Annotated in this window: 18 protein-coding genes; 6 read left to right on the top strand and 12 right to left on the bottom strand. The window is 61.0% G+C overall.

Annotation, left to right across the window (positions count from 1 at the left end; genetic code table 11):
• From GOEFS_RS11910 to GOEFS_RS11925, 4 genes are all read right to left on the bottom strand, one after another.
• On the bottom strand, positions 1-673 hold a 673-nt coding region (locus GOEFS_RS11910), incomplete at its 3' end, for a phosphotransferase family protein (RefSeq protein ID WP_007318163.1).
• Positions 670-1,905 carry an acyl-CoA dehydrogenase family protein gene (locus GOEFS_RS11915; RefSeq protein ID WP_007318164.1) on the bottom strand — a complete coding sequence of 412 codons (1,236 nt, stop codon included), beginning with the start codon at positions 1,903-1,905 and terminating at the stop codon, positions 670-672. The genes GOEFS_RS11910 and GOEFS_RS11915, both read right to left, overlap by 4 nt.
• 84 nt (positions 1,906-1,989) lie before the next feature.
• Complete coding sequence (locus GOEFS_RS11920) at positions 1,990-2,631, bottom strand: TetR/AcrR family transcriptional regulator (RefSeq protein WP_007318165.1); 642 nt, start codon at positions 2,629-2,631, stop codon at positions 1,990-1,992.
• Between the two features lie 49 nt (positions 2,632-2,680).
• Complete coding sequence (locus GOEFS_RS11925) at positions 2,681-3,319, bottom strand: TetR/AcrR family transcriptional regulator (RefSeq protein ID WP_007318166.1); 639 nt, start codon at positions 3,317-3,319, stop codon at positions 2,681-2,683.
• A gap of 73 nt (positions 3,320-3,392) precedes the next feature.
• Between GOEFS_RS11925 and GOEFS_RS11930 the strand changes: the two genes are divergently transcribed.
• Positions 3,393-4,280 (top strand): oxygenase MpaB family protein, encoded by an 888-nt coding sequence (locus GOEFS_RS11930; RefSeq protein ID WP_007318167.1) that lies wholly within the window; start codon positions 3,393-3,395, stop codon positions 4,278-4,280.
• Between the two features lie 4 nt (positions 4,281-4,284).
• On the opposite strand, the gene GOEFS_RS11935 is transcribed toward GOEFS_RS11930, so the two are convergent.
• Both GOEFS_RS11935 and GOEFS_RS11940 read right to left on the bottom strand, forming a co-directional pair.
• Positions 4,285-5,598, bottom strand: coding sequence for an alpha-hydroxy-acid oxidizing protein (locus GOEFS_RS11935; RefSeq protein WP_007318168.1), 1,314 nt, complete (start codon positions 5,596-5,598; stop codon positions 4,285-4,287).
• Between the two features lie 9 nt (positions 5,599-5,607).
• On the bottom strand, positions 5,608-6,081 hold the full coding sequence (locus GOEFS_RS11940) for a DUF4334 domain-containing protein (RefSeq protein WP_007318169.1): 474 nt from the start codon (positions 6,079-6,081) through the stop codon (positions 5,608-5,610).
• 174 nt (positions 6,082-6,255) lie between these two features.
• On the opposite strand from GOEFS_RS11940, the gene GOEFS_RS11945 reads away from it, so the two are divergent.
• Complete coding sequence (locus GOEFS_RS11945; RefSeq protein ID WP_007318170.1) at positions 6,256-8,499, top strand: MMPL family transporter; 2,244 nt, start codon at positions 6,256-6,258, stop codon at positions 8,497-8,499.
• Between the two features lie 120 nt (positions 8,500-8,619).
• Here the strand turns inward: GOEFS_RS11945 and GOEFS_RS11950 are convergent, their stop codons facing one another.
• From GOEFS_RS11950 to ku, 4 genes are all read right to left on the bottom strand, one after another.
• Positions 8,620-10,338, bottom strand: a complete 1,719-nt coding sequence (locus tag GOEFS_RS11950) for a DUF3556 domain-containing protein (protein ID WP_007318171.1) — start codon at positions 10,336-10,338, stop codon at positions 8,620-8,622.
• A gap of 388 nt (positions 10,339-10,726) precedes the next feature.
• Positions 10,727-12,010 (bottom strand): MFS transporter, encoded by a 1,284-nt coding sequence (locus tag GOEFS_RS11955; RefSeq protein WP_007318172.1) that lies wholly within the window; start codon positions 12,008-12,010, stop codon positions 10,727-10,729.
• Positions 12,011-12,061: 51 nt separating this feature from the next.
• Entirely contained in the window at positions 12,062-13,561 is a 1,500-nt protein-coding gene (locus tag GOEFS_RS11960) for a flavin-containing monooxygenase (RefSeq protein ID WP_007318173.1), read from the bottom strand.
• Positions 13,562-13,684: 123 nt separating this feature from the next.
• Positions 13,685-14,611 (bottom strand): non-homologous end joining protein Ku, encoded by a 927-nt coding sequence (gene ku, locus GOEFS_RS11965; RefSeq protein WP_444542554.1) that lies wholly within the window; start codon positions 14,609-14,611, stop codon positions 13,685-13,687.
• Positions 14,612-14,773: 162 nt separating this feature from the next.
• Between ku and GOEFS_RS11970 the strand changes: the two genes are divergently transcribed.
• The gene (locus GOEFS_RS11970) at positions 14,774-17,164 is read left to right on the top strand and encodes an ATP-dependent DNA ligase (RefSeq protein WP_040525013.1); all 2,391 of its coding nucleotides are present in this window, start codon (positions 14,774-14,776) and stop codon (positions 17,162-17,164) included.
• A gap of 61 nt (positions 17,165-17,225) precedes the next feature.
• Entirely contained in the window at positions 17,226-17,975 is a 750-nt protein-coding gene (locus tag GOEFS_RS11975) for a metallophosphoesterase (protein WP_007318176.1), read from the top strand.
• A gap of 7 nt (positions 17,976-17,982) precedes the next feature.
• On the opposite strand, the gene GOEFS_RS11980 is transcribed toward GOEFS_RS11975, so the two are convergent.
• Positions 17,983-19,002 carry a YdcF family protein gene (locus tag GOEFS_RS11980; RefSeq protein ID WP_050949886.1) on the bottom strand — a complete coding sequence of 340 codons (1,020 nt, stop codon included), beginning with the start codon at positions 19,000-19,002 and terminating at the stop codon, positions 17,983-17,985.
• Between the two features lie 366 nt (positions 19,003-19,368).
• Between GOEFS_RS11980 and GOEFS_RS11985 the strand changes: the two genes are divergently transcribed.
• Positions 19,369-21,207, top strand: coding sequence for a hydroxysqualene dehydroxylase (locus GOEFS_RS11985; RefSeq protein WP_007318178.1), 1,839 nt, complete (start codon positions 19,369-19,371; stop codon positions 21,205-21,207).
• A 195-nt stretch (positions 21,208-21,402) separates the two neighbouring features.
• A complete protein-coding gene (locus GOEFS_RS11990) occupies positions 21,403-22,029 on the top strand; it encodes a TetR/AcrR family transcriptional regulator (protein WP_007318179.1) in 627 nt (208 codons plus the stop codon).
• An 83-nt stretch (positions 22,030-22,112) separates the two neighbouring features.
• Here the strand turns inward: GOEFS_RS11990 and GOEFS_RS11995 are convergent, their stop codons facing one another.
• The gene (locus tag GOEFS_RS11995) at positions 22,113-22,550 is read right to left on the bottom strand and encodes a DoxX family protein (protein ID WP_007318180.1); all 438 of its coding nucleotides are present in this window, start codon (positions 22,548-22,550) and stop codon (positions 22,113-22,115) included.
• Positions 22,551-22,732 lie beyond the last annotated feature (182 nt).

Here is a 22,732-nt window from a genome sequence, read left to right on the forward strand (position 1 = left end):
CTACCGCGAGAACCCTTCCCGGGTCATCGGCCGCGACAATCGTATTGTCACAACGAAAGTCGCCGTGCACGATGCCATTGCGCGCCGACGTCGGTAACCGATCAGTGAGCGCGCCGATCAGCCGGTCGATATCGGCCAGCTCGCGAGTCTTGACGATGCCCCACTGCCGCGCCCACAACTTCACCTGGCGGGCGGCAAATCCGTCGGGACGGCCGAACTCGCCGAGTCCAACCGCGTTGTAATCGACGGCATGCAGTGCGGCGAGAGTATCCACGAGTGCGCCGACGTTGGCTTCGACGGCGGCGTCATCGAACGCATCTACCTCTTCACGAGTCCGAATCACTTGTCCGTCAACGAATTCCACGACCGTGCAAGGTGCACCAAGAACCGAGCCGTCAGTGTCGATAGCGACCGTCGCAGCCACCGGAACCGCAGTACCCTGCAACCCCTTGGTCACCGCCCATTCGCGATTCATGTCATGCGCCGATGGCGTGAGCCCACCCGTCGGCGGACGCCGGACCACCCATTTGGCGACGCCGTCGGTAACCGCGAACGTCAGGTTCGACTTGCCGCCACTGATCAACTCGACGTCGAGGTCTCCAGCGACGTCGACGCCACTGTCGCGCAGAAATTGCTGCAGAACAACGGGATTGAGTACAGAGGTATCACTCACGCCCGAGCTCCGACTCCACTAGAGCCACTCGCTGCCCGACTCGCCTTCCGCGTCCGCCCGACTGCCCGCTTGGCGATTGCCCACCGATGAACTTCCGAAGGTCCGTCGTAGATGCGGAAGGGCCGCAGTTCCTGAGCCAGTCGTGCGATCGGCAAATCGTCGGAGACGCCAAGTCCGCCGCACATCTGCATACTTCGATCAGCGATTCGCGAGTAGGCCTCTGCCGCATAGGTTTTGGCGATTGATGTCTCGTTGGACGCATGCTCGCCCCGGTCCAGTGCGTGACATGCCTGCACTAGCAACGCATTCGACGCCGCGAGATCGATTTCGTTGTCGGCCAGCATCTGCTGGATCATGCCCAGGTCACCGAGTTTCCCACCGAAACCATCGCGCTCGGCGACATAACTGAGCGCGACGTCGTGGCAGCGGCGAGCCGAACCGAGCCATCGCATCACATGCGTCATTCGCGCCGGGCCCAGCCGTACCTGCGCGTAGCGGTATCCCTCGTTGACCTCGCCGAGCACATTGCCATCGGGCACAAAGACATCGGCAAACGTCATCTCGCAGTGGCCGCCGATCATCGCCTTGTCCACGGTGTGGATATGCCGGTCGATCGAAATACCCGGCGTATCCGCCGGAGCGAGGAACATCGTCGCTCCGCCGCGGTCGCCCGGCTCCCCTTTCGTGCGCGCCATGATGATGAAGAAGGCAGCACCATCAGCTCCGGTGATAAAGCGCTTGCGGCCGTTGATCTTCCAGCCGCCGTCTACGCGAACGGCCATGGTGTTCAACGCATTTGGATCGGCGCCCGCACCTGGCGACGGCTCGGTCATCGCGAAGGCCGAGCGGACATCGCCAGTGGCCAGCGGCGCTAGGAACTCATCTCGCTGCGCGTCGGTCGCGATATGCGCGAGCATATGGACATTGCCTTCATCGGGTGCGCCGATGTGCAGCGCGATCGGCCCGAAAGTCGAATAGCCCGCAGCCGCGAACACCGGCGCCCGATCCGACATCGAGAGTCCCGCCCCGCCGTATTCAATGGGTGCATGCGGCGCGAAGACGCCGGCAGCCTTGGCCGCGGTATTCAATTCACGTCGGATGTCGTCGCCGCCAGCGGCGGTGATGTCTCCGGCGAACCGATCTTCGACGGGCAGCACCACGTCGGCGATGAACCTCTCGGTGCGAGTCACCAGATCGACGACATCGGGGGCATAGGTCAGGTCGATCGGCATCGACAGCTCTCCTCTATTCGGACCGAACGCTCGCTCGGCCCGTTCACCTTGTCATCTCACCGAGAAGAGGTCAAGTACGAGCGGTTAACCGGCGTAGCCAACGGTGTCCCGCGCCAGTTGGAGGTACCGCGATATCAGTTCGTCGGCACCCAGCTCGCCGTCGGCGTTGTACCAGGTGGATACGCCGACGCACATCGTGGTGACGGCTCGACTCGCATCTTTCGGGTAGCGCGTTGTAAATACCCCGGCGTCGACCCCGGCCAACACGATGTCGTCGACCATGTACTGCTGGCGATCCCGGTAGCCGATGTATTCGTCCCGGTAGCGATCGTCGATGCTGCGGATCTCCGTCGAACCGACGAATGCCTGCTCCTTGCGATACATATGGAAACGCAGAAGCGACTCGACCACGGCATCGAACTGGGCAACCGGTTCGGCGTCCGCCTCGGCGATCGCTTGTTCCGACCTGGCCAGCAAGTCGGTCATCGTCAACTCCAGCAGACCTTGCAGGAGTGATTGCTTGGACGGGTAGTGGTGATAGAGACCAGGAACTGAAAGGTTTGCCCGCGCGGCGATATCACGCACCGACGTGCCGTGATATCCATGTTCGGCGAAGGCTTCCAATGCGGCAGCCAGCGGCGCGGGCAGGCGCGGCTCCCCGTAATCACGCCACCCGGTGATGCCTGACGATCCGGCGCCGGTGGCAGAGCTCGGACTCACAGTCATCTCTCAAAGATAGCCCGACCGACAGAACGCTCACTCGCCACCTGCCGTTTTACTGAGTTCGCCGCCCGCCTAAGAGCATTTCGGTACAGACATCAACCATCTCCTCCACGGTCAGATCGATGTGACCGTCGAGCCACGCGGCGAGCGTCCGAGCGAACCCGCCGACGAGGAAATGCGCCCCGGCGATGACGCTCGGATTGGCGTCGACGTCGAAGGCTCCCGCCGATTCGACCGTGAGCAGGGCAAACGCTTCGGTCGAGTCAAGACGACGCTGTGCCAACGTTGGGCTGAGCAGCTTCTGGGAAAACAACAGTCGGCCCTTACGATGGTCGCCGTTGATCACGTCGACGATCGCCGCGACACTGCGCCGAACCTTGTCCTGGTTACTCACCCCCTCCGCGAACGCGGCAACCGCGCCGTCGGTGATCTCCGCGATGACGCCGTCGAACGTTTCGGCCACAAGTTGATCGACGGAGTCGAAACTCTCGTAGAAATAGCGAGCGGTGAGCCCGGCGGCCTTACAGACGCCGCGCACCGTAATCGCCCCGCCACCAGCACCGCCAAGAGATTCCAGTGCCGAATCGATCAGAGCCGCACGACGGCGGGCGACACGCTTGTCGCCGCCTTCGCCGCCGTAGGCGCGCAAGGCTGAACCCTCCGGCTGTGTGGGACTTTGGGTTGGACTCATCGGTCTATCTTGACATCTCGACCCTACTGGCCGTTCAATAAACTGAGAACGAGCGTTGTCAGAAGGGAATCTCATGACCGCAGAAGCGTTGGATCGGCCGCAGGCCACACCGGACAGTTCCGAGAAGCAGGTGCCGCGGGTATCGCGTGCCGAACTCGACGCCGTGCGGACCGACCAGATGCCGATGATCGGCATCGCGCTACTCGCCGGACCCGCGAACGTCATCATGCAGCTGGCAATGCCGGCGGTCGGTTATGGCGTGGTGGAGAGCCGGGTGGAATCAGGCAACCTGCTCAAGCACCCGGTCAAGCGGACCCGTACCACGCTGAGTTACCTCGCCGTCGCGGCGCTGGGTTCCCCCGAGGACCGCAAGGCGTACCGCAAAGCGGTCGGTAAATCGCATGCGCAGGTGCACTCGACCGAATCCAGCCCGGTGAAGTACAACGCCTTCGATCCGAAGCTGCAACTGTGGGTCGCCGCGTGCCTGTACCGCGGCTGGGAGGATATGCAGCGGATCTACGGCGACCCGGCGACGATCACCGAAGAGGCGTATCAGCAGGGATCAGTTATGGGCACCACACTGCAGGTGCCCCGCGAGATGTGGCCGGCCACGCGCGAGGACTTCTGGAAGTACTGGGATGACACCGTCGCCACGCTGAAGATCGATCCGCCGGTGCAGCGCTATCTGCGCGGCCTCGCCCGAGTCGAATTCATGGGCAAGACACCGTCCCGACTCTTCGGCTGGTGGAGCGAAATCTTCGCAATCGGATTCCTGCCGACTGAGTTCCGCACCATGATGGATATGCAATTGTCACCGGCTCAAGAACGAGTCTTCCACGTGCACAACAAGATTCTCGGCGCCATCGTCCGACGGCTACCTCGGAGTCTGCAACTGTTTCCGTTCAACATCCTGCTCGCCGACGTCCGGTGGCGGATCCGGACCGGACGATCGCTGGTGTAGGGAGCTATCGGACCTGCTTCAATGCGTCCGGTGTAAGCGCCGCGACGTCGGTATGACCGGCCAATCCTAGCGTGAGGTCCAGCTCCGCGATGACATTCTTCACGACGTCCCGCGCACCGTCGACGCCGGCTAATGCCAGCCCGTACATATGTGCACGACCAATGCAAGCAGCGTCTGCACCTAGCGCGAGAACCTTGAAAACGTCTGCGCCAGTGTGTATTCCAGAATCCACGAGAATCTTGGCACGCCCGTCGACCGCCTCAACCACGTCGACCAGAGCGTCGACCGAACCGATCGAGCCGTCGATCTGACGTCCTCCGTGGTTGGACACCATAATGCCGTCAACGCCGAGGTCGACTGCCTGCCGCGCGTCGTCGGGATGCAGAATACCTTTGAGGACGATCGGCAATTTGGTCCGATCTCTAAGTCCCGCAATGTCATTCCAGTTCAACGACGGACGCGAGTAGATGTCGAGGAAGGTCTGCACCGACGTCCGCGGCTCTTTGGCGACGAGGTTCTTCAGGACCGAGCCGGGCACATTGCGCGCTATCTCGAACAGCGTTTTGATGGCGCCCAGAGACGGCTTAGGCGACTCGGCACCATCCGCGGCGGCGGCATCGGCGATCCGCTGCTCGACGATTTTCGCGAACCGCGGGTCGCAAGTGTACTGAGCTATCCCCTCGGCACGCGCGAACGGCAGCGATCCAAGGTTGAGATCCTGTGGGCGCCAACCCAACATCGTGGTATCGAGGGTTACCGCGAGGGCACCCGCGCCCATTGCTTCAGCCCGCCGCAGAAAGCTGTCGACGAGATCGTCGTCGGTCGACCAGTACATCTGAAACCACCGTGGCGCACCGGGTTTCACCTCATCCATAGCGGCGGCGACATCTTCCATCGGCGCGCTGCCCTGGTTCGAGAAGATGTACGGAACACCCAATTGTGCTGCGGCACGGCCAATGTGGACGTCGGCGTTGCGGGTGACCAGGCCCCCGGCACCGACCGGCGAGAAAAGCACGGGCGCCGGTAGGCGCTGACCGAACAACTCCGTCGAAAGCGACCGCTGCGAGACGTCACGCAGTACACGAGGCACGATCGCCCATCGATCGAGCGCTCGACGGTTGGCGGTCATCGTCGAGCCTTCACCGGCTCCACCGTTGATATAAGCCCAAGCACGTTGCGACATAGCCGCTTTCGCGCGGTGCTCCAACTCGGCGAAGTCGGTGGGGACCGACGGAACGCGGTCGTGGATGCCTTCGGTGTAGATCTCGTTCTGGCGGGCACGGCCGGGTGCCGGTGTCTCCGGCGTCTGGTCAGTCATGGAGCGAGACTAGCGTGCCTCGTCGCGCTGTAGGTAGAAGTAGAAGTGCCGATCGCGCACCAGGGACGTTTTCCCGTTCATGATGCCCATCAGGGTGTTGTCGTCGACCCGCTTGAAGTGATCGATGACCGCCTGGCCGTCGTAGACCATCGACGCCGTTACCTCGCCCCGGAACTCGACATGCCAGAGGCTTGCTTCGCCGTGCCCAAGTTCCTTGTTGGAGTACAGCTCGCCCGCGTCGTCGCGACAGACCAGCGGTTGTACGTCGTAGGCCGAGGTGAACGTCTTGCCGTACCAACGCACCTTTTCCAGTTGCCCATCCATCGGATGCCCGCTGGGCAACTCACCGCCCCGCCACGGACCAAGAATCTCGTCGACGCGGACTGTCGGCAGTGCCGCCCAGATTTCGTCAAGCGTCTGCGGCTCGGATAGTTCGCCCGAAGCGACTAGGTCGAAGAAGCGGGTCTTGGGATCAAAAGTCATATATCTGATAGTAGTTTCCCCGTTGGCGCGTCCGCGGTCCGCGTCACACCCGGATGCGTCGACACTGTGGCGGGCGCCACTGTTACTGACTCACAGTTTCCCAGTACGCTGTAGCGAAGCCCCGGTTCGAGGAACCGTTGGGCCTGACATTCGTCTATTGGGAGGATGCCCGCAGTGGCAATCGCACTGTATCGACTCGGACGCTTGGCGTATCGGAAAAAGTGGTGGTTCATCGCCGTATGGCTGATCGCATTAGTGTTGGCCGGCACCGCGGTCGGCATCACCAAACCTAAATTCGCAACCGACTTCGAGTTGCCGGGCACCGACTCTGATCGAGCGATGTCGGTGATGAACGAGCATTTCAAGTCGACCAACGATCAACTACTCAAAGCCAGCACGACCATCGTCGTCGCAGCTGACGACGGCTTGGCCAAACATGATCCACAGATCAACGCGTTGGTTGACGACGTCAAGAAGACGCTGCCGAAAATCATCGATCCGAATACCGTCGTCAACCCGGTAACCGCGGCCAAGGCCCAGCCTGCGATCGCAGCACAGGTGCTGGGCGACAATGGCAAAGTCGGGCTGATCGTCGTCAATCAAGACATCAACCGCGAGGATCTCAAGACCGCGGATATGACCCAGTTCCAGGACCTCCTGAAACGTCACCAGGGCGATGGTCTGCAAGTCGAAGGAACTGGCGCACTTCAACAAGTCTTCGCGCAAGGCGGCTCAGCCGAGCTGATCAGTTTCGGTGTCGCGTTCATCGTCATGATCGTGGCCTTCGGCGCGCTGCTAGCAGCATTCATCCCGATCGTGACCGCACTTGTTGGCGTGATCCTGACGATGATGTTGGTGACTCTGAGTGCGACCTTCCTCAATGTCCAACAAAGTTCGACGACGATCATCTTGATGCTCGGCATCGCGGTGTCGATCGACTACGCACTGTTCATCGTGTCCAGATACCGGTCTGAATTGAACCTTGGCGGGTCCAGGGAGGCCGCGGTAGGACGCGCCGTGGGGACGGCTGGCTCGGCGGTGGTGTTTGCCGGGCTGACGGTGGTGATCGCCGTCGCGGCGCTCGCTGTGGTCGGTATCCCGTTCGTCACCCAAATGGGTTTGGCCGCCGCACTGGCGGTCGTTATCGCGGTCCTCGGTGCCATCACTCTCATTCCGGCAATCCTCGGAGCATTCGGCCGATTCGCCTTTTCGCCGAAGATTCCCGGCGTGCGGCACGGCGACGAGCCCGACTCGCAACCGTCGAACGGGCTTCGCTTCGCGAAGTTCGTCACCCGCTTCCCAGCTCCCATTGCCGTCATCGGCCTTGCCGCACTTGCGGTTTGCGCCATTCCGATGACAAATATGCAGTTGGGCATGTCCTCGAGTACCGACAACGAAGCTGCCGCGATCGAGTTGCTGTCCAAGGGATTCGGTGAAGGCGTGAGCGGTGGCCAGTTGTTTGTCGTGGTCAACAAGACCGGTGAGAACGGCGACGTCGCCCTCGCATCGAAAGGTGCCGTCGACCACATCAAGGACCTCAAGAACGTCGCGAATGCCCAGGCGCTCGTACCGGTTCCCAACAATCAGCCCGATCCAGCGAAGCCGGCCCAAGGGCCGTTGCAGGCCACGATGATCGTCGTCGTGCCCGAGCATTCGCCGAGCGGCCCGGAAACCAACACCCTGATGGAGCAGATTCGTGATTACGCGAAGAACTCCCCGCCGGGCACCGAGATCCATGTCGGTGGGCAGACCGCGATCATGTCGGATATCTCCAAGAAGCTGTCCGACGCCCTGATTCCGTTCCTGATCATCGTGATCGGGTTGGCATTCATCATCTTGATGATCGTGTTCCGCTCGATCCTGGTGCCGTTGACCGCGACCATCGGGTTCCTGTTCTCGGTGCTGGCGACCTTCGGCGCGACCGTCTGGATCTTCCAAGAGGGTCACCTCGGCATCATCGACCATCCCAAGCAGATCATCTCGTTCCTGCCGATCTTCTTGATAGGCGTGGTCTTTGGTCTGGCCATGGACTATCAGGTGTTCCTGGTATCGCGAATGCGCGAGGAATATGTCCACGGCGTACCGGCCAAGCAGGCTGTCATCGTCGGGTACCAACACGGCGCGCGCGTCGTGTCGTCGGCGGCGCTGATCATGATTCTCGTGTTCGTATCCTTCATGCTCGTGCCGGATACGACCGCCAAGATGATGGGCTTCGCGATGGCCGCAGCGGTGTTCTTCGATGCCTTCATCATCCGCATGATCGTGGTGCCGGCAGTCACCGCTCTGATGGGTGACTGGGCCTGGAAGATCCCCGGTTGGCTGGACAAGATCCTGCCCAACGTCGACATCGAGGGCACCGCGATTCGCGAGATCCCCATCGAGGGAGTCCAGGAAGAAGCGACACCCGCGACCGTCTGACGGTCCGGCGGCCGGCCTGTCGACCGTCGCCGCCCCCGGTCGTGAAAATCGTCCGAATAGTTGTGCACCGAGGGCAATATGCCCTTGGCACACGATTATTCGGACGATTTTCGCGGCAGGTCAGTCGACAAAGACCGGGATGGTGTCATCCCACGGCTGCCGGGAAACCATGTCCCCGACGCGGACGTGTCCGCTTTCGAACTCTCCGGTCGCGGCGTCGACGAGCCGGTAACGCTGCGTCTGCGTGTGGATCGGCTGACCGTCGATCAGCACCACTCGTACCTCACCGGGTTCAAATGAGCACCGCTCCTGCAACGCCGCGATCAGTTGCTCGTTGTGCATGTGACCGTCGCCGAAATTCCATCCGATAGCGGTGCTGCAAATGCGTTCACCATCTGTCAGCAGATAGTCGGCCTCGTCGTATCCGGCCATCGCGCGATGGGCGAGCGTAAACATCGCCCGACCGTGAGTGTTGAAGGCGCGGAACGCATATCCCATGTACAAGTACAGTTGCGCGGTCTCCGGACTGCCGTAGTATCGCTCCATCTGCGCCGCCGGCATACTCGCGATCGCGACGATGTGCTCGGCCACCTTTGCCGACGCCGACGGCTTCATACACCACAACGACGTATCCCAGTTACCCGCGTAGTAACGCATCCCGGCGAGGAAAGAGACCTTGCGCGGCAACAGGTTTCCCGCGATGACGACACTCGCCAACACGATGAATAACACCACCGGCCATGCGCTCGTGAGGCCGCCCAGTCCAATGTCGGCGTGCCCGATAAAGAGGGAGACCACCCCGAAAATCATAAATACGTTCCACTCCAACGGAACTCCCATCGGAATCGACGCCAGAATTCCTAGATGGAAACCGATCATCACCGTTGCCGCGACTGCGGTCGGCCATCCGCCATGGGTGAAGAACAGGACTAGCGGCACGCATAACTCGACGGCGGTAGCCGAATGCGCCACAACACGAGACAATCGACTCGGCCGCAGGTCGTCGGGAAAATGCGCGAAGAACTTCCGCTTGAGCCAACGTGGCCGTAACACCGGGTTGTTGGACATCATCGTCGAAATCACAAAGGGGAAGTGCCGGTTGAACTTTGACACCGCTGCGCCAACCCAGATCGTCAGGAACACCAGCTTCGCGGCGATCAGAATGTCGACACCGGAGAACAGAAAAGCAACCGCGAGCGAACCGTAGACCTCACCGCGAGCGGCGAGGAATATCGTCTTGTCGCGCAGCCCGCACATCGCGAGCACGACGACGATCGACGCCACCTGCCAGGTCGGCAATACGCCGACCTCGGTATCCAGCTCCGCGATCGGCCCGGTTCCATCGGAGAAGATCGCGAGGAGCAACAGGATCAGCAGCGCCGCGTACAGCGCGACATCGATTGGCCTGCGCGCGGAGCCACGGGTCAACGGCACCCGGGATGGCCACGGTGGCAGCCGAATAGTGTTGGGGCGCAACCAATAGAGAATCGAGCCCAGGGGCGGAAAGAACCGGTTGTTGAGGGGGCCGAAACCACAACCCAAGCCGACGACTTCGAACAGCATTGTGTAGAGCACGATCTTCTCGAAGACGATCGGTTCGAAGATCCAGTCACCGATGTTGCCTATCCCGCCAATCCCCGATGTCGTCGATGCCACCAGTAATCCGACGACGGCGTAGGCGACGATCTTCACGACATAGAACAGGTGCAGGACCACGGGCGTGCCGAATCCGACTTCGGCCCAATGTCGGGCCATCGGCACGATCTTCTCCGCGCGAGTGCCTTTGCTCCACTCGGCGAAGTCGACGACCGATGGCGCGTCCTGTTTGAGAAAGCCCATTGGCGGACGCTAACACATGAACTGAAACTTGTTCTAGTTTTGTCGGGACCTGTTGTCAGGTAATGCTTTTGGGTTGCGGGGTCTCGATACTGAATCTCCTCGCTGCGCTCGTCGATCCCTACTCGACCGACAAGGGGGGAAGCCCTCCCTTCGCTTGCCAGCCTCCCACTCGACCAGCAAGGGGAAGCCCTCCCTTCGCGGACCGGCCTCCCACTCGACCAGCAAGGGGAAGCCCTCCCTTCGCGGACCGGCCTCCCACTCGACCAACAAGGGGAAAGCCCTCCCTTCGCAGACCAGCCTCCCACTCGACCAACAAGGGGGGAAGCCCTCCCTTCGCGGACCGGCCTCCCACTCGACCAGCAAGGGGAAGCCCCGCGGACGCCGGTCCTCAGCCGTTTTCCACCAGCACCGGCTCGGCGTCGTGCAGTGGATTCTCGACCTCGTCACGCCACAGTCGTGCGGCCACGTAGAAGGCGGCGGCGAATGGGATTGGTGCCAGACCACCAATAACGAATACCGCCGTCAACCCAATGGCATCGGCGACGGGCGCGGCCAATGCCATCGACACCGGCATCAACGCGATCGACACGAAGAAATCCAAACTCGCCACCCGCCCAAGCAGGCTCGACGGGACTCGACGTTGTAATAGCGTGCCCCACAACACCATCGGGCCGTCAAATCCAACACCCAGAATGAAGGCAGCGACCACGAATACCCAAAGGTGTTGCGCTACACCGAATACCGCCAATGGCAGGCCGCTCACTCCCCACAGACCGAACATGATCGTGAGGTATCGCCGGGGCATCGGCAATGCCGCGAAGATCAACGAACCGACCGCCGCGCCCACCCCAAAGGCGGCTAAGACCACCGAGTGATCACCGGCGTCGCCATGTATTCGATCCTTGAGAACAAAGGGCACCAGCACCTCGATCGGCCCCATCGTCAACAGCACCAGAAAGGTTGCGAAGAATAGCGTGGCCCACAGCCAAGGTGTCCGCCACATATACCGGAATCCGTCGACGACGTCACCGACGATCGACGGGCGTTCCGACGATTCGCGCTGCAGTTCAACAGGTTTCATCGACAGATAACACGCGGCAGCGCCCGCACTGCATAGTCCCGACAGGGCCAGCGCAAGCCCGGGGGACGCGGTCGCAATCGCGGCACCGGCAAGCATCGGACCTAGCGCCTGGAAGATCACCGGACGCAGGAAGCCTTCGATTCCGTTGGCCGCCTGCAGATCCCGCGCCTCGATGATCCTGGGAAGCAAGGCCGAGTACGCGGGATAGTAGATGCCGGTGGTGATTCCACTAATCGCTGCGACAACGATCAGATGAGCCAACGTCAGATGACCCGTGAGTGCGGCGATACCCGCGGTACCCACCGCAGCGGCCTTGACCATTTCCAGCCCGATGATGATCAGGCGCTGCGAGACCCGGTCGGCGAGCACACCGCCGGCGAGCGTCGACGCCACCATGCCGACCGCCGCGACGGCGGCGACAATCGAGACCTGCCCGGCTCCACCGCCAAGCGCTATCACCTGCCAGATGACCGCGACCGTCCACATTCCGTCGCCGAACAACGCGAGCACCAAACCCGCGGCAAGACGCCGGTACTGCGCAGCCGAAAACGGGCGCAGCACCTTCGATACGCCGTCGGTTGCGATACTCACCTATGAATTACAACCGATGACCCCGAGTTGAGGCCACCGAATTTCGCCAACCTAGCCGGCCAGAACTTCAGTGTCACCGGACTTGGGTGCATCGGTAGCGTTGCCGAACACCATCGCTTCGGTGACGTCGTAGCGGCGCGCGTCGATCGCGTCGAGAACCAGGTTGTGCCGCACCAGCCACGGGTTGTGGTCCGACGCCTTGGGCAACAACCCCTCGGCGCGCTTGACGTATCCGGAACTCAGTTCCAGCAGGGCATGATCGGGCATCGCCGCGCCATTGGCCGTCGGGTAAGCGTGGGTGTAACCGTGCTCGCTCATATAGGCGAGCAACTTGGCAACGGCCTGCGACGTCAGGTCGACGCGCAGGGTCCACGAAGCGTTGGTGTAGCCAACCGACCAGGCCATATTCGGTACATCGTTCAACATGTATCCGCGGTAGGCGTATTTGTCACCGGGTTTGAACTCCACGCCGTCGATACTGATCGCGGCGCCACCAAATGCGACGAGTTGCAGCCCGGTGGCGGTGACGATGATGTCGGCGTCGAGTTTATGGCCCGACCCCAACACGATCCCGTTCTTGACCACATGGTCGATGGTGTCGGTAACCACGTCGGCTTTACCCTTGCTGATCGCGGTGTAGAGATCACCGTCGGGGATAACGCACAGACGTTGGTCCCACGGCGCATAGCTTGGCTTGAAATGAACGTCGACCGGGAAATCCGATGGCAGCATTGCCTTGGCGATTCCGCGCAAAGTCTTACGCGACAGTTTCGGAAATAGTCGGCAGTAGAGGTAGAAGGCAAAGGTGCCCAACGCGTTTCGCAGTCGTAGCAGCTTGTGCGCGAGCTCCGGCGGCAACAGTTTGAGCATCCCCTTGGTCATGATGTCGCTCTCTGGCAACGCCATCATGTAGGTGGGAGACCGCTGGAGCATCGTGATCTTCTCGACGTCGTCGGCCATCGACGGGATGAGCGTCACCGCGGTGGCGCCCGAGCCGATCACGACGACCTTCTTGCCCTTGTAGTCGAGGTCTTCGGGCCAGAACTGCGGGTGGACAACCTGCCCGGTGAATTTCTCGAGGCCGGGGAAATCTGGCAGGTAGCCCTCGTCGTAGCGGTAGTAGCCGGAACAGATGTACAGGAATCGCGCCGTGAAAACGCGCTCTTCGTCGCCCGAACGCCCGACGACGGTCCAGAGATCGGTTGACGTGTCGAAATTCGCCGACTCGACACGAATGCCGAACTTGATGTTCTTGTCGATGCCGTACTCGCGCGCGGTGTTCTCGAGATACTCCCGGATCTCCCCGCCCTCGGCAATGGTGCGGGTCTTGCGCCACGGCCGGAACGGGAAACTGAGGGTGAAGATATCGGAATCCGAGCGCACCCCGGGGTACCGGAACAGATCCCAGGTGCCGCCGATGCGGTCACGCTGTTCGACGATCGTGTAGCTGAGCTGCGGGTTGCGTTCACGGATGCGGTACGCGGCGTCGATGCCGGATAGCCCGGCTCCGACGATCAGCACATCGGTGTACTGGGAATCGTTCGTTGACATTCGGTTACCTTCCTAGGTCTGACGAGGGGTCTGACGAGGGCCGCTCGCGTGCAGACCAGCACGAATCGTGACAACTTATATTGTCACAGTCACGCGCCGCAAGAAAGATCTCCGATCGCTGGGTCAGCTAGCGGCCTTACGTGCTGTGGCCTTCTTGGCTGGTGCCTTCTTCGCCGCCTTCTTGGCCGGAGCCTTCTTCGCGGGTGCTTTCTTGGCAGCCGCCTTGGCCGGCGCCTTCTTGGTCGGCGAGTCCTTCGACTCGGCCGGTGCGGCGTCGCGATCCTTGACCGATGCACGCAGCGCCGCCAGCAGGTCGGCCACCTCCGAGTCGTCGTCTTCCTCGTCGGCCTTATCGGTTTCCGGAAATGCCTCTGCGCCTTCGGATTTGGCATCGATCAGTTTGGCCAACTCGGCCTGATAGGTGTCCGAATACTCCGACGGTTCGAAGTCACGTGCCATCGTGTCGATCAGCGACGATGCCATCGCGAGTTCCTGATCGTGGATCTGCACATCCTCGCCCAGAAAGGCGAAGTCAGGGGTGCGTACCTCGTCGGGCCACAGCAGAGTCTGCAAGGTCATTACGCCGTCGACGACGCGCAGCGCGGCCAGCCGAGTGCGGTTGCGCAGGGTGAAGTTCGCGATGGCGAGCCGGTCGGTCTCTTCCAACGCTTTCGCCAGCAACACATAGGCCTTCGGCGATTTCGACGATGGCTCAAGGTAATACGGCTTGTCGAAATAAATCGGATCGACCTGGTCGCGCGGCACGAATTCCAATATCGCGATCTCGGGACTCTTCTGCACCGGCATCGACGACAGATCATCCTTGGTCAGAACGACCGTCTCGCCGTTGGTGGCCTCGTAGGCGCTCGCGATGTCGGCGAAATCTACTTCGGTATCGGTGCCTTCACGCACTCGCCGGTAGCGGATCCGCGTGCCGTCCTTGGAATCGACCTGAGTCGCTTTACGGTCATGTGATTCCGTAGCCGAGTAAACCTTGACCGGCACGTTGACCAGACCAAAGCTCAGATCGCCTTTCCAGATCGAGCGCATGGTGGCCATTGTGCCATCGAGCAGTGACATCGGCGAACAGTTGTTACTGGGTCGTTAGCCCGGCCCGAGTCTTATCAAGCCACAGCACTGGTGCGTGACGGCGTAAGACTAGGTTCGCTCGGGTTGTCACACCACTGACCGCCACAGTGGACAATGGTCCGCATGGCTCCGGGCAACACACTCGACGTCGACGGGTACCAAATCTCCGTCACCAACCTGACCAAGGTTCTGTATCCCGAGGCTGGCACTCGGAAATATGACGTCATCGACTACTACACGCGCGTCGCCGAGGTGATGTTGCCGCATATCGTCGACCGGTTGGTCACGCGCAAACGGTGGCCCAATGGCGTTGAGTCACAGCCGTTCTTCGAAAAAGACCTGCCCGCTGCCGCGCCGAACTTCTTGCAGCGCTTCGGAATTGAGCATAGTCAGCGACTCATCCACTACCCGGTCGTCGACAAACGAGCCGACCTCGTCTGGCTCGCGCAACAGGCGGCGCTGGAATTGCATGTCCCCCAATGGCGGACAACTGGCGCCGGGAGCGCAGCGAGCGGGCCGAATGTAGCCGCGAAGAAGGACCCATCGTTCAAGGCCACCCGCCTGGTCCTCGACCTCGATCCCGGGCCCGACGTCGGGTTGTATCAGTGCGCCCAGGTCGCCATCGAAATCAACGAACTCCTCAACGCGGCTGGGCTCGCCGCCTTCCCAGTTACCAGCGGCGGCAAGGGAATTCACGTCTACGCTCCATTCGACGACCCGGTCTCGCCCGATGCCGCGCGCGCCGTCGCAAAGCAGATCGCTACCTCGTTGGCGGCCGCGCATCCCGACGAGGTGACCGCGTCAATGTCGAAGTCGGTACGCGACCGCCGGGTCTTCATTGATTGGAGTCAGAACAGCGGATCCAAAACCACCCTCGCCCCCTATTCACTGCGCGGTCGGGAGCAGCCGTGGGTCGCCGCGCCTCGCACGTGGGCGGAAATGGCCGAACCTGATCTGCGGCAACTTCTCTACACCGAAGTCCTCGAACGAATCGAGCAGCCCGGCGATCTTCTCGCCGGGCTCGACGCCCCGCTGACCGCGCCTCCCGCGCGAACCGAAACTCCGTCAAGTGTCGTCAGCCTCGGCGAGTACCGACGCAAACGCAATCCGTCGCTAACCCCCGAACCTTTCAGCGACGACGCCCATCGCGCACGGGTTGTCGACGACGACGCGGCGACCGACACCGAGGGCCCCGCCGGCCCCATCTTCGTCATTCAAGAACACCACGCACGACGCCTGCACTACGACTTCCGCTTGGAGCGCGACGGCGTGCTGGTCAGCTGGGCCATCCCGAAGAATCTTCCGGTGTCATCGGATCAGAATCGGTTGGCCGTTCAAACCGAGGATCATCCGATGGATTACGCGGATTTCTCCGGCGACATCCCCGCTGGCGAATACGGCGGCGGTCATGTCGAGATCTGGGACCGGGGCACCTACGAGACCGAGAAGTGGCGCGACAAAGAGATCATCGTGCGCCTCCACGGTGAGCGAATCCAGGGCCGCTATGTGCTGATCCGGACCGGCGAGAAGAATTGGCTCGCACACCTGATGTCCGACGAACCGCGGCCAATCTTGCCGGACAGTCTGCGCGACCCGCGTCCGATGCTGGCCACCGACGAACCCATCGACAACCTCGACGACGGCACGTGGGCATTCGAGGGCAAATGGGACGGTTACCGGATTATCCTGCGCTACCTGAACGGCTCTCTGCGGCTCACCTCTCGTTCGGGGCTGGATATGACCGCCGACTTCCCCGAGCTGCAGTCGTTGGCGGACGAACTCGGCATGCTCGAGGTGGTACTCGACGGTGAGGTGGTCGCTATCGACCCGTCGGGTCGTACCAACTTCACGCTGCTCGCTTCGCGCCGCAATACCACTGAGTCCTATGAACTGCGCTTTTACGCATTCGACGTGCTCTTCTTGAACGGAACGTCGCTACTGAAGACCCCGTGGCGAGAACGTCGGCAACTACTCGAAGAGTTGGCACCGCTGTTTCGGCACTCGCCATACGCGCAGGTTCCGCCGCTACTGCCCGGCCCCGGCAAAGCGGCGGCGCAGTACAGCCGCGACCACAACCTCGAGGGTGTCGTCGCTAAGCGCCGCGACTCGATATATCAACAGGGCCGGCGCAGCACCCGCTGGCTCAAACACAAGAATTGGAGCGACATCGAGGTTGTGATTGGTGGTTGGCGCCCCGGACAGGGCAATCGCTCCAACACGATCGGTTCCCTTCTGCTCGGGCTTCCCGAGGAGACCGGACTGCGCTACGTGGGGCGGGTCGGCACCGGATTCACCGACGCCTCACTGGCGGCGCTGGCCGAAGAACTCGAACCGCTGCGGATCCGCCGGTCGCCGTTTCTAGACAATATCGACCGACCGGTCGCGGCCAGCGCGATCTGGGTGTTGCCCAAGATCGTCGGGGAAGTGCAGTTCATGGACTGGACGTCGACCGGGCATCTGCGCCACCCGAGCTGGCGCGGAATCCGGCGCGACAAACTGCCCGGCGATCTGTAACTCGCAGCGCTCCGTCGACGTCGATGGGCGCCGATGGCAATCTCTCCATTAGCCTTGAGGAATGTTTGTCGTCGCGCACATCAGCGACCTCCATTTCAACGGCACGGAATACAACCGGAGTCGAAATGAAGCCGCCGTCGAGTACATCAATCAGTACTCCGTCGGCATCGACGCGCTCCTGATAACCGGAGATATCGCCGATACCGGCGCACCCGAGCAATACGAAGAATTCGTCTCGACCGTCACGTCGGATCTACCGACGCTAACCACTATCGGCAATCATGACGATTTGCAGACTTACCGCGATGTCGTCGGACTGCCGGAGAATTCCATTCTGGACGTACCGAATCGCTCCGGCGACTCACACAATCTTCGAATCATCGCTGTGGATAGTTCTATTCCCGACTCGGCCGGCGGCTATCTCAGCGATGCGACTCTGGCTTTTGTCGACGCCGCGATCGGAGAGGTGGATTCGGCGACATCGATCCTCCTCGCGTTTCACCATCCGCCGGTCGTGCTGCATATGCCAGTAATGGATGTGATCCGACAGACCGGCGAAGATCGGCTGATCGATCTCGTTGCCGCACATCCCAATATCGTGGGACTGCTATGTGGTCACGCGCATACGCCGGCGGTCACGAGATTCGCTGGCCGGCCGCTATGTTTGGCACCGGGGGTGTCGTCGACGCTGAACCTGCCATTCGAAGGTTCCGGCGTCGTGAATGTGTCGCAGCCGCCGTCAATCGCGTTCCATCTCCTCGACGACGAGCGGCTGACAACGCATTTCCGCGTCGCGACACCGAAATCCTAAGTGCCGCTTAGCCTTTACTGCCGGTCATCAATCCTTCGAGGATCTTGCCGCCGATTTCGGTGATCAGTCCCGGCCCGGTGTCGGGCAACGAACCCGGCAGCTGAATACCTTCGGTCTTGGTCACCGGAATCTTCGCCGCACGGGTCGATTCGAGGCGAATCCCCTTCTGCTGGTCTTTGGTGAGCGCCTTGCTGTACTTGCTCAGATTGGTCGCGGTGGTGAGGGTCCCGGTGACTTTCAGTCCAGCGCCCGCGAAATCGGCTGCGGCACGCCGGATGTGGTCCGGTGAGGTCACCAGTACCACGTCGGTGATGCCCTGGAGTTTGAGTAACGTGGCAGTGTTCTGAGCGTTGGACACCGTCGATGTCGATTTATCCTCAGCCGTGATTCGCGACGCCGCAATCCCCTTGCCTACCAACCAGTTTCGCATAGCAGCTGCCTCGGTTACGCCCTTCTTGGGCGCGCCGCCGGTTACCACGATGGGCGCACCAGCGGCGACGTCGGCCTGCTCTTTACCCGCGGTGACGCGTTTGACGAGTTCCGGGGCCATCTTGCCATTCGCGGTGAGACCGTATCCGAGCACGACGATCGCGGTACGCCCGCTGACCGCCTTGGGGGTGGTGTCCGGAATGATCGCGGCCGCTGCCGTCACACCGTCGATGATGTTGCGCGCTGTTGTGGCGGCAGCAGAATTGACGCCCGACAGCCTGGTAAGTGCGGCATCGCGGGTCTTGGCATCGTCGGCCTGATCTGCCCAGATCGCCTGTAGCGCAAGTGCATCGGCGTCGTTGGCGACAACTCGGAGAGCCGTCGAGAGATCGGTCAGGCCGCCGGTCACATCGCCGGCGGCGAACTTCTTCTGAGCTGAGTTGTAGAGCTTGCCGGCGTCAACGGTGTCAGCGGTATGGGTCACCGAAACGGTGGACGTCTGCGGCAACGTGTCGACGACCGTGCCACCGATCGCCGCGACGGCAATCGCGCTGGCAGCGACAATCTTGAACCGCCGAGGGGTTTTCACTCTAGTCACTTGCGTAACAGTACGGTCGATTGACAACGGTTGGGGCCCGCCTGAGTTCCAGGTCGGTAACGCTCCGACGTTGAGATACCGGAAGGATGCCCGAGCTCAGAACGAGCTGTCGATCGACCGTATGATGCGATTGCCAAAAAGCTTGTACCGCATATGTATTCATCAGAATCTAGACGGATCCTTGCCACCGGCACCGGCGATTGAATAACGGCAACCTCACAACCCCCGTAGGCACTCGCTCAGGTTGTGGCATCGGATTCTGACGCCCGTTTAGAGTTTGTTTGCGATTTTCAACTCGGCAAGGGGTGCGGGTAGCTATCATCAATCAAATTCAGTCAACACTGACTACTTTGGGGGAGGAAGATGATGGTGCGTGATCGAACGGTGGCCGCTGGGATAACCCGCCGTGAGCTGCTCAAGGGTTCGGCGATTGCGGTAGCGGGGGCTTCGGCACTGAGTCTGGGAACGACGGTTCCCCAAGCCCGTGCGAATCCCCCTGTACCTCCGCGAGTCGGCGACGGCCGGGACGTCGCGATCTTTGGCGGTGGCATGGCGGGGCTGTCGGCCGCACACGAGCTGATTGAGCGCGGCTATACGGTGACGGTCTATGAGCCTGCGTTTCTCGGCGGTAAGGCTCGCAGCATGCCGGTTTCGGGAACTGGCACGCGTGGACGTTACGACCTGCCAGGCGAACACGGATTTCGATTCTTTCCCGGTTGTTATCAACACGTGCCCAACACCATGTCACGAATTCCGATTGGTGCCAGCAATGTCAAGGATGCCCATCTAGTAGCCGCCGACGCGCTGACACTTGGTCTCTATGGTGATCCGTATCTACCGCTGATCCTTCCCGCGCATCTTGAGGCGATCGTCACTACCGCCGACACCACATTGCAGCTCAAGAACATTCAGAACGCGTTCATCGACCTCTTTCGCGGCCTTGGCCAAGTGCCATTGACCGAGCTGACCTATTTCGCTTACAAGATGACAATCATCGCCACGAGCTGCGATGAACGACGAATCGGTCAATGGGACAACGTCTCGTGGTACGACTACATCAAGGCTGACCAGATGTCGCCGGACTACGGCAACTACTTGGCCACCGCGCTCAGTTCCTCATTAGTGGCCGCAAAGGCCAAGAAGGCGTCAGCGCGCACCATCGCTCAGATCGGTCTGGCGTTGGCCTACGCCATCAGCGGGCTAATTCCGGAGTACTCGCGGGCCCCGCTACTGGGCAACGTTGATATGGTGCTTAACCGTCCAACCAACCAGGCCTGGATCGACCCTTGGGTGCGCTATCTCAAGGCCAGGGGCGTTCAGTTTGCCATGGACAGCGGCCTAGCCGAGTTGACTGTCAAGAATCGCCGGATCACCAAAGCGCGAGTGGTAAACCGCTCTGGTCGGTCGAGTGAGGTGTCCGCTGACTGGTATGTCGCCGCAATGCCACTGAACCGGATTCGACCCTTGCTGACCACATCATTACTGCATGCAGCACCGCACCTGGAGGGGCTCACCCAGTTGCAGGATGATTGGATGGTCGGAATTCAATACTATTTGTCCCGCCGTAATGACACTCCCAGAGCGCATGTAGCGTTACTGGGCTCACCGTGGGCACTCACGGCGATTTTTCAGGCCAAGGTGTGGGGCCAAGATCTGGCGCGTACCTATGGTGACGGACGGGTACGCGAGATCTTGTCAGTGGATATTTCCAACTGGGATGAGGTCGGAGTGTTGTACGGAAAAACAGCCAAACAATGCACAGCACAAGAAATAGCGCGGGAAGTGTGGGTCCAGCTGCGACGCGGTCTCAACCGTGGCGGGTACGACCTAATCCGGGACCGGGACCTGATCCGCTGGCACCTCGATCCCGGCATTACCTGGAGAAATGGCCAGGCCGCCAACGCGACTCCGCTTCTGATCAACACTGCCGGCTCGTACGCCAAACGTCCTACAGCCACTACCGAAATCAACAATTTGTTCATCGGCGGCGATCACGTTCGGTCTAATATCGATCTCGCGACAATGGAGGGCGCCAACGAATCAGGTAGACGTGTGGCCAACGGCATCTTAGATGCAACTGACAGCAGTGCTCGCCGGGCCAAGACTTATCCCCTGCACGAAATGGCATTGATGGATCCTCTCAAAGATGTGGATCGAGCACGATGGCACGCCCACCAGCCCCACATTTTTGACATAGGCATTTGACCGGCGGACTTGCGGAATGCTTCATTACTACGTTAACTGCAGTAACGTCCGACAGGCACGTGGCTTCTCTCGCACTCTCTGTGTCAGCTGTTGATCTGTTACTCATATACCGCCGCTTCTGACTGGCAGCGTCCCGTGCGGTTCGCCGCGGCACCAACTCTCGTTGTCGATACTGTCGGAGTTCATACTGAGAAAATGACCGATCCCCAAGCTCCTGTTATGGGTATTCGCGAGGCTCGCAACAACCAAGTGCGGACCCGGATTCTCGAGGCGGCGCTAGAAACGCTCGTAGCAAATGGGTATGCGCGGACCAGCACTTTAGCTGTACAGAAGAAGGCTGACGTCAGCCGCGGACGATTGTTACATCATTTCCCGTCGCGTGACGCGCTGCTCATCGCCGCGGTTCATCACATGGCTAAAGCGCGCATCCAAGCGATGTCCTATCGCCGGGACTGGCCAGCAGACCCGATCGAACGGATCTCGGCAGGAATCGACTACGGGTGGTCAACCTTTCACCAGCCGTACTTCGTGGCCGCCAATGAGCTTTGGACGGCGGCCCGTACCAATGAGCCATTACGTCTGACGCTCGAACCAGTTGAGAAACGACTCGGGCCGCTAGTACGCGACGCAATCACCTCATTCTTCGGCGCCGAGTTATCTGATGCGCCAGATTATCCTGCTCTACAGGCCATCATGTACTCCAGCATGCGTGGTGCCGCGACGACTTATCTCATCACCCGCCGCGACCCGCGGTCCGACCCCCACCTGCCTATGTGGAAAGACATGGCCCAGCGTTATCTGCTGCCCACCAGCGCAGGCTAGTCATCGGACCTCGAGATCCCACAACAACGGTCAAACCCAGCACGGTGAAGTGCTGGGTTTGACCGTTGGTGTGGGGTTTGCGATCAGCGGCGTATGCCGGCGACCTTTAACAACTCGGGGCGGCGTAGTACCAGCCCGATCCACATGAACACTCCGAAGTAGACGGCGAAGAGGGTGGTGCTGAACAGTGGCGCCTCGATTCGCATATTCGCGGTGACCGCTCCGCCGAGGTATGCGGTGATGCCCAGTGCGCCGAGAACAGCGGTACGCGGAATCGCATATGCCACAACGCAAATCAGCAGGACGATACCCATCACCGCTGCCTGGTCGATGGGGAATCCCAGCTTGGCCATGCCCTCGACGACGGCCTCGGGGCGAGTGAGTTTGCCGACTACGTCGAAGATCAGGAATGCGCCGACGAGGACGCTTATCACGATGCCGACGATGGCGAATCGGCTGCGTCGAGGAGTGTTCTCGGCGGGAACGGCGTCGATGAATTCTTGGGGCGAGAAGGTAGTCATGGTGTGCTCCTGGGTAAGTCTGCGGGCTAGGGATCTAGCTGGGGCGGTGGAAGCGGCTTCACAGTGATAGACCAAGCGGCACAGAAAAACTCATCGCTCGATAGCAAAGGTGTCCAAACAACGATGGGCCCGACCGCAAGTGGCAGATTCAAGGAGTGCTCGCAACACCTGATGGTTTAGAC

Source organism: Gordonia effusa NBRC 100432, from assembly GCF_000241305.1.
Taxonomy (GTDB): domain Bacteria; phylum Actinomycetota; class Actinomycetes; order Mycobacteriales; family Mycobacteriaceae; genus Gordonia; species Gordonia effusa.

Excerpts from the sequence above, each read along its gene's own strand:
- GOEFS_RS11915 (WP_007318164.1), bottom strand. The coding sequence starts at position 1,905 with ATGCCGATCGACCTGACCTATGCCCCCGATGTCGTCGATCTGGTGACT.
- GOEFS_RS11920 (WP_007318165.1), bottom strand. The coding sequence starts at position 2,631 with ATGACTGTGAGTCCGAGCTCTGCCACCGGCGCCGGATCGTCAGGCATC.
- GOEFS_RS11925 (WP_007318166.1), bottom strand. The coding sequence starts at position 3,319 with ATGAGTCCAACCCAAAGTCCCACACAGCCGGAGGGTTCAGCCTTGCGC.
- GOEFS_RS11930 (WP_007318167.1), top strand. The coding sequence starts at position 3,393 with ATGACCGCAGAAGCGTTGGATCGGCCGCAGGCCACACCGGACAGTTCC.
- GOEFS_RS11935 (WP_007318168.1), bottom strand. The coding sequence starts at position 5,598 with ATGACTGACCAGACGCCGGAGACACCGGCACCCGGCCGTGCCCGCCAG.
- GOEFS_RS11940 (WP_007318169.1), bottom strand. The coding sequence starts at position 6,081 with ATGACTTTTGATCCCAAGACCCGCTTCTTCGACCTAGTCGCTTCGGGC.
- GOEFS_RS11950 (WP_007318171.1), bottom strand. The coding sequence starts at position 10,338 with ATGGGCTTTCTCAAACAGGACGCGCCATCGGTCGTCGACTTCGCCGAG.
- GOEFS_RS11960 (WP_007318173.1), bottom strand. The coding sequence starts at position 13,561 with ATGTCAACGAACGATTCCCAGTACACCGATGTGCTGATCGTCGGAGCC.
- ku (WP_444542554.1), bottom strand. The coding sequence starts at position 14,611 with ATGCGCTCGATCTGGAAAGGCGATCTGAGCTTTGGTCTGGTCAACGTG.
- GOEFS_RS11970 (WP_040525013.1), top strand. The coding sequence starts at position 14,774 with ATGGCTCCGGGCAACACACTCGACGTCGACGGGTACCAAATCTCCGTC.
- GOEFS_RS11975 (WP_007318176.1), top strand. The coding sequence starts at position 17,226 with ATGTTTGTCGTCGCGCACATCAGCGACCTCCATTTCAACGGCACGGAA.
- GOEFS_RS11985 (WP_007318178.1), top strand. The coding sequence starts at position 19,369 with ATGGTGCGTGATCGAACGGTGGCCGCTGGGATAACCCGCCGTGAGCTG.
- GOEFS_RS11990 (WP_007318179.1), top strand. The coding sequence starts at position 21,403 with ATGACCGATCCCCAAGCTCCTGTTATGGGTATTCGCGAGGCTCGCAAC.
- GOEFS_RS11995 (WP_007318180.1), bottom strand. The coding sequence starts at position 22,550 with ATGACTACCTTCTCGCCCCAAGAATTCATCGACGCCGTTCCCGCCGAG.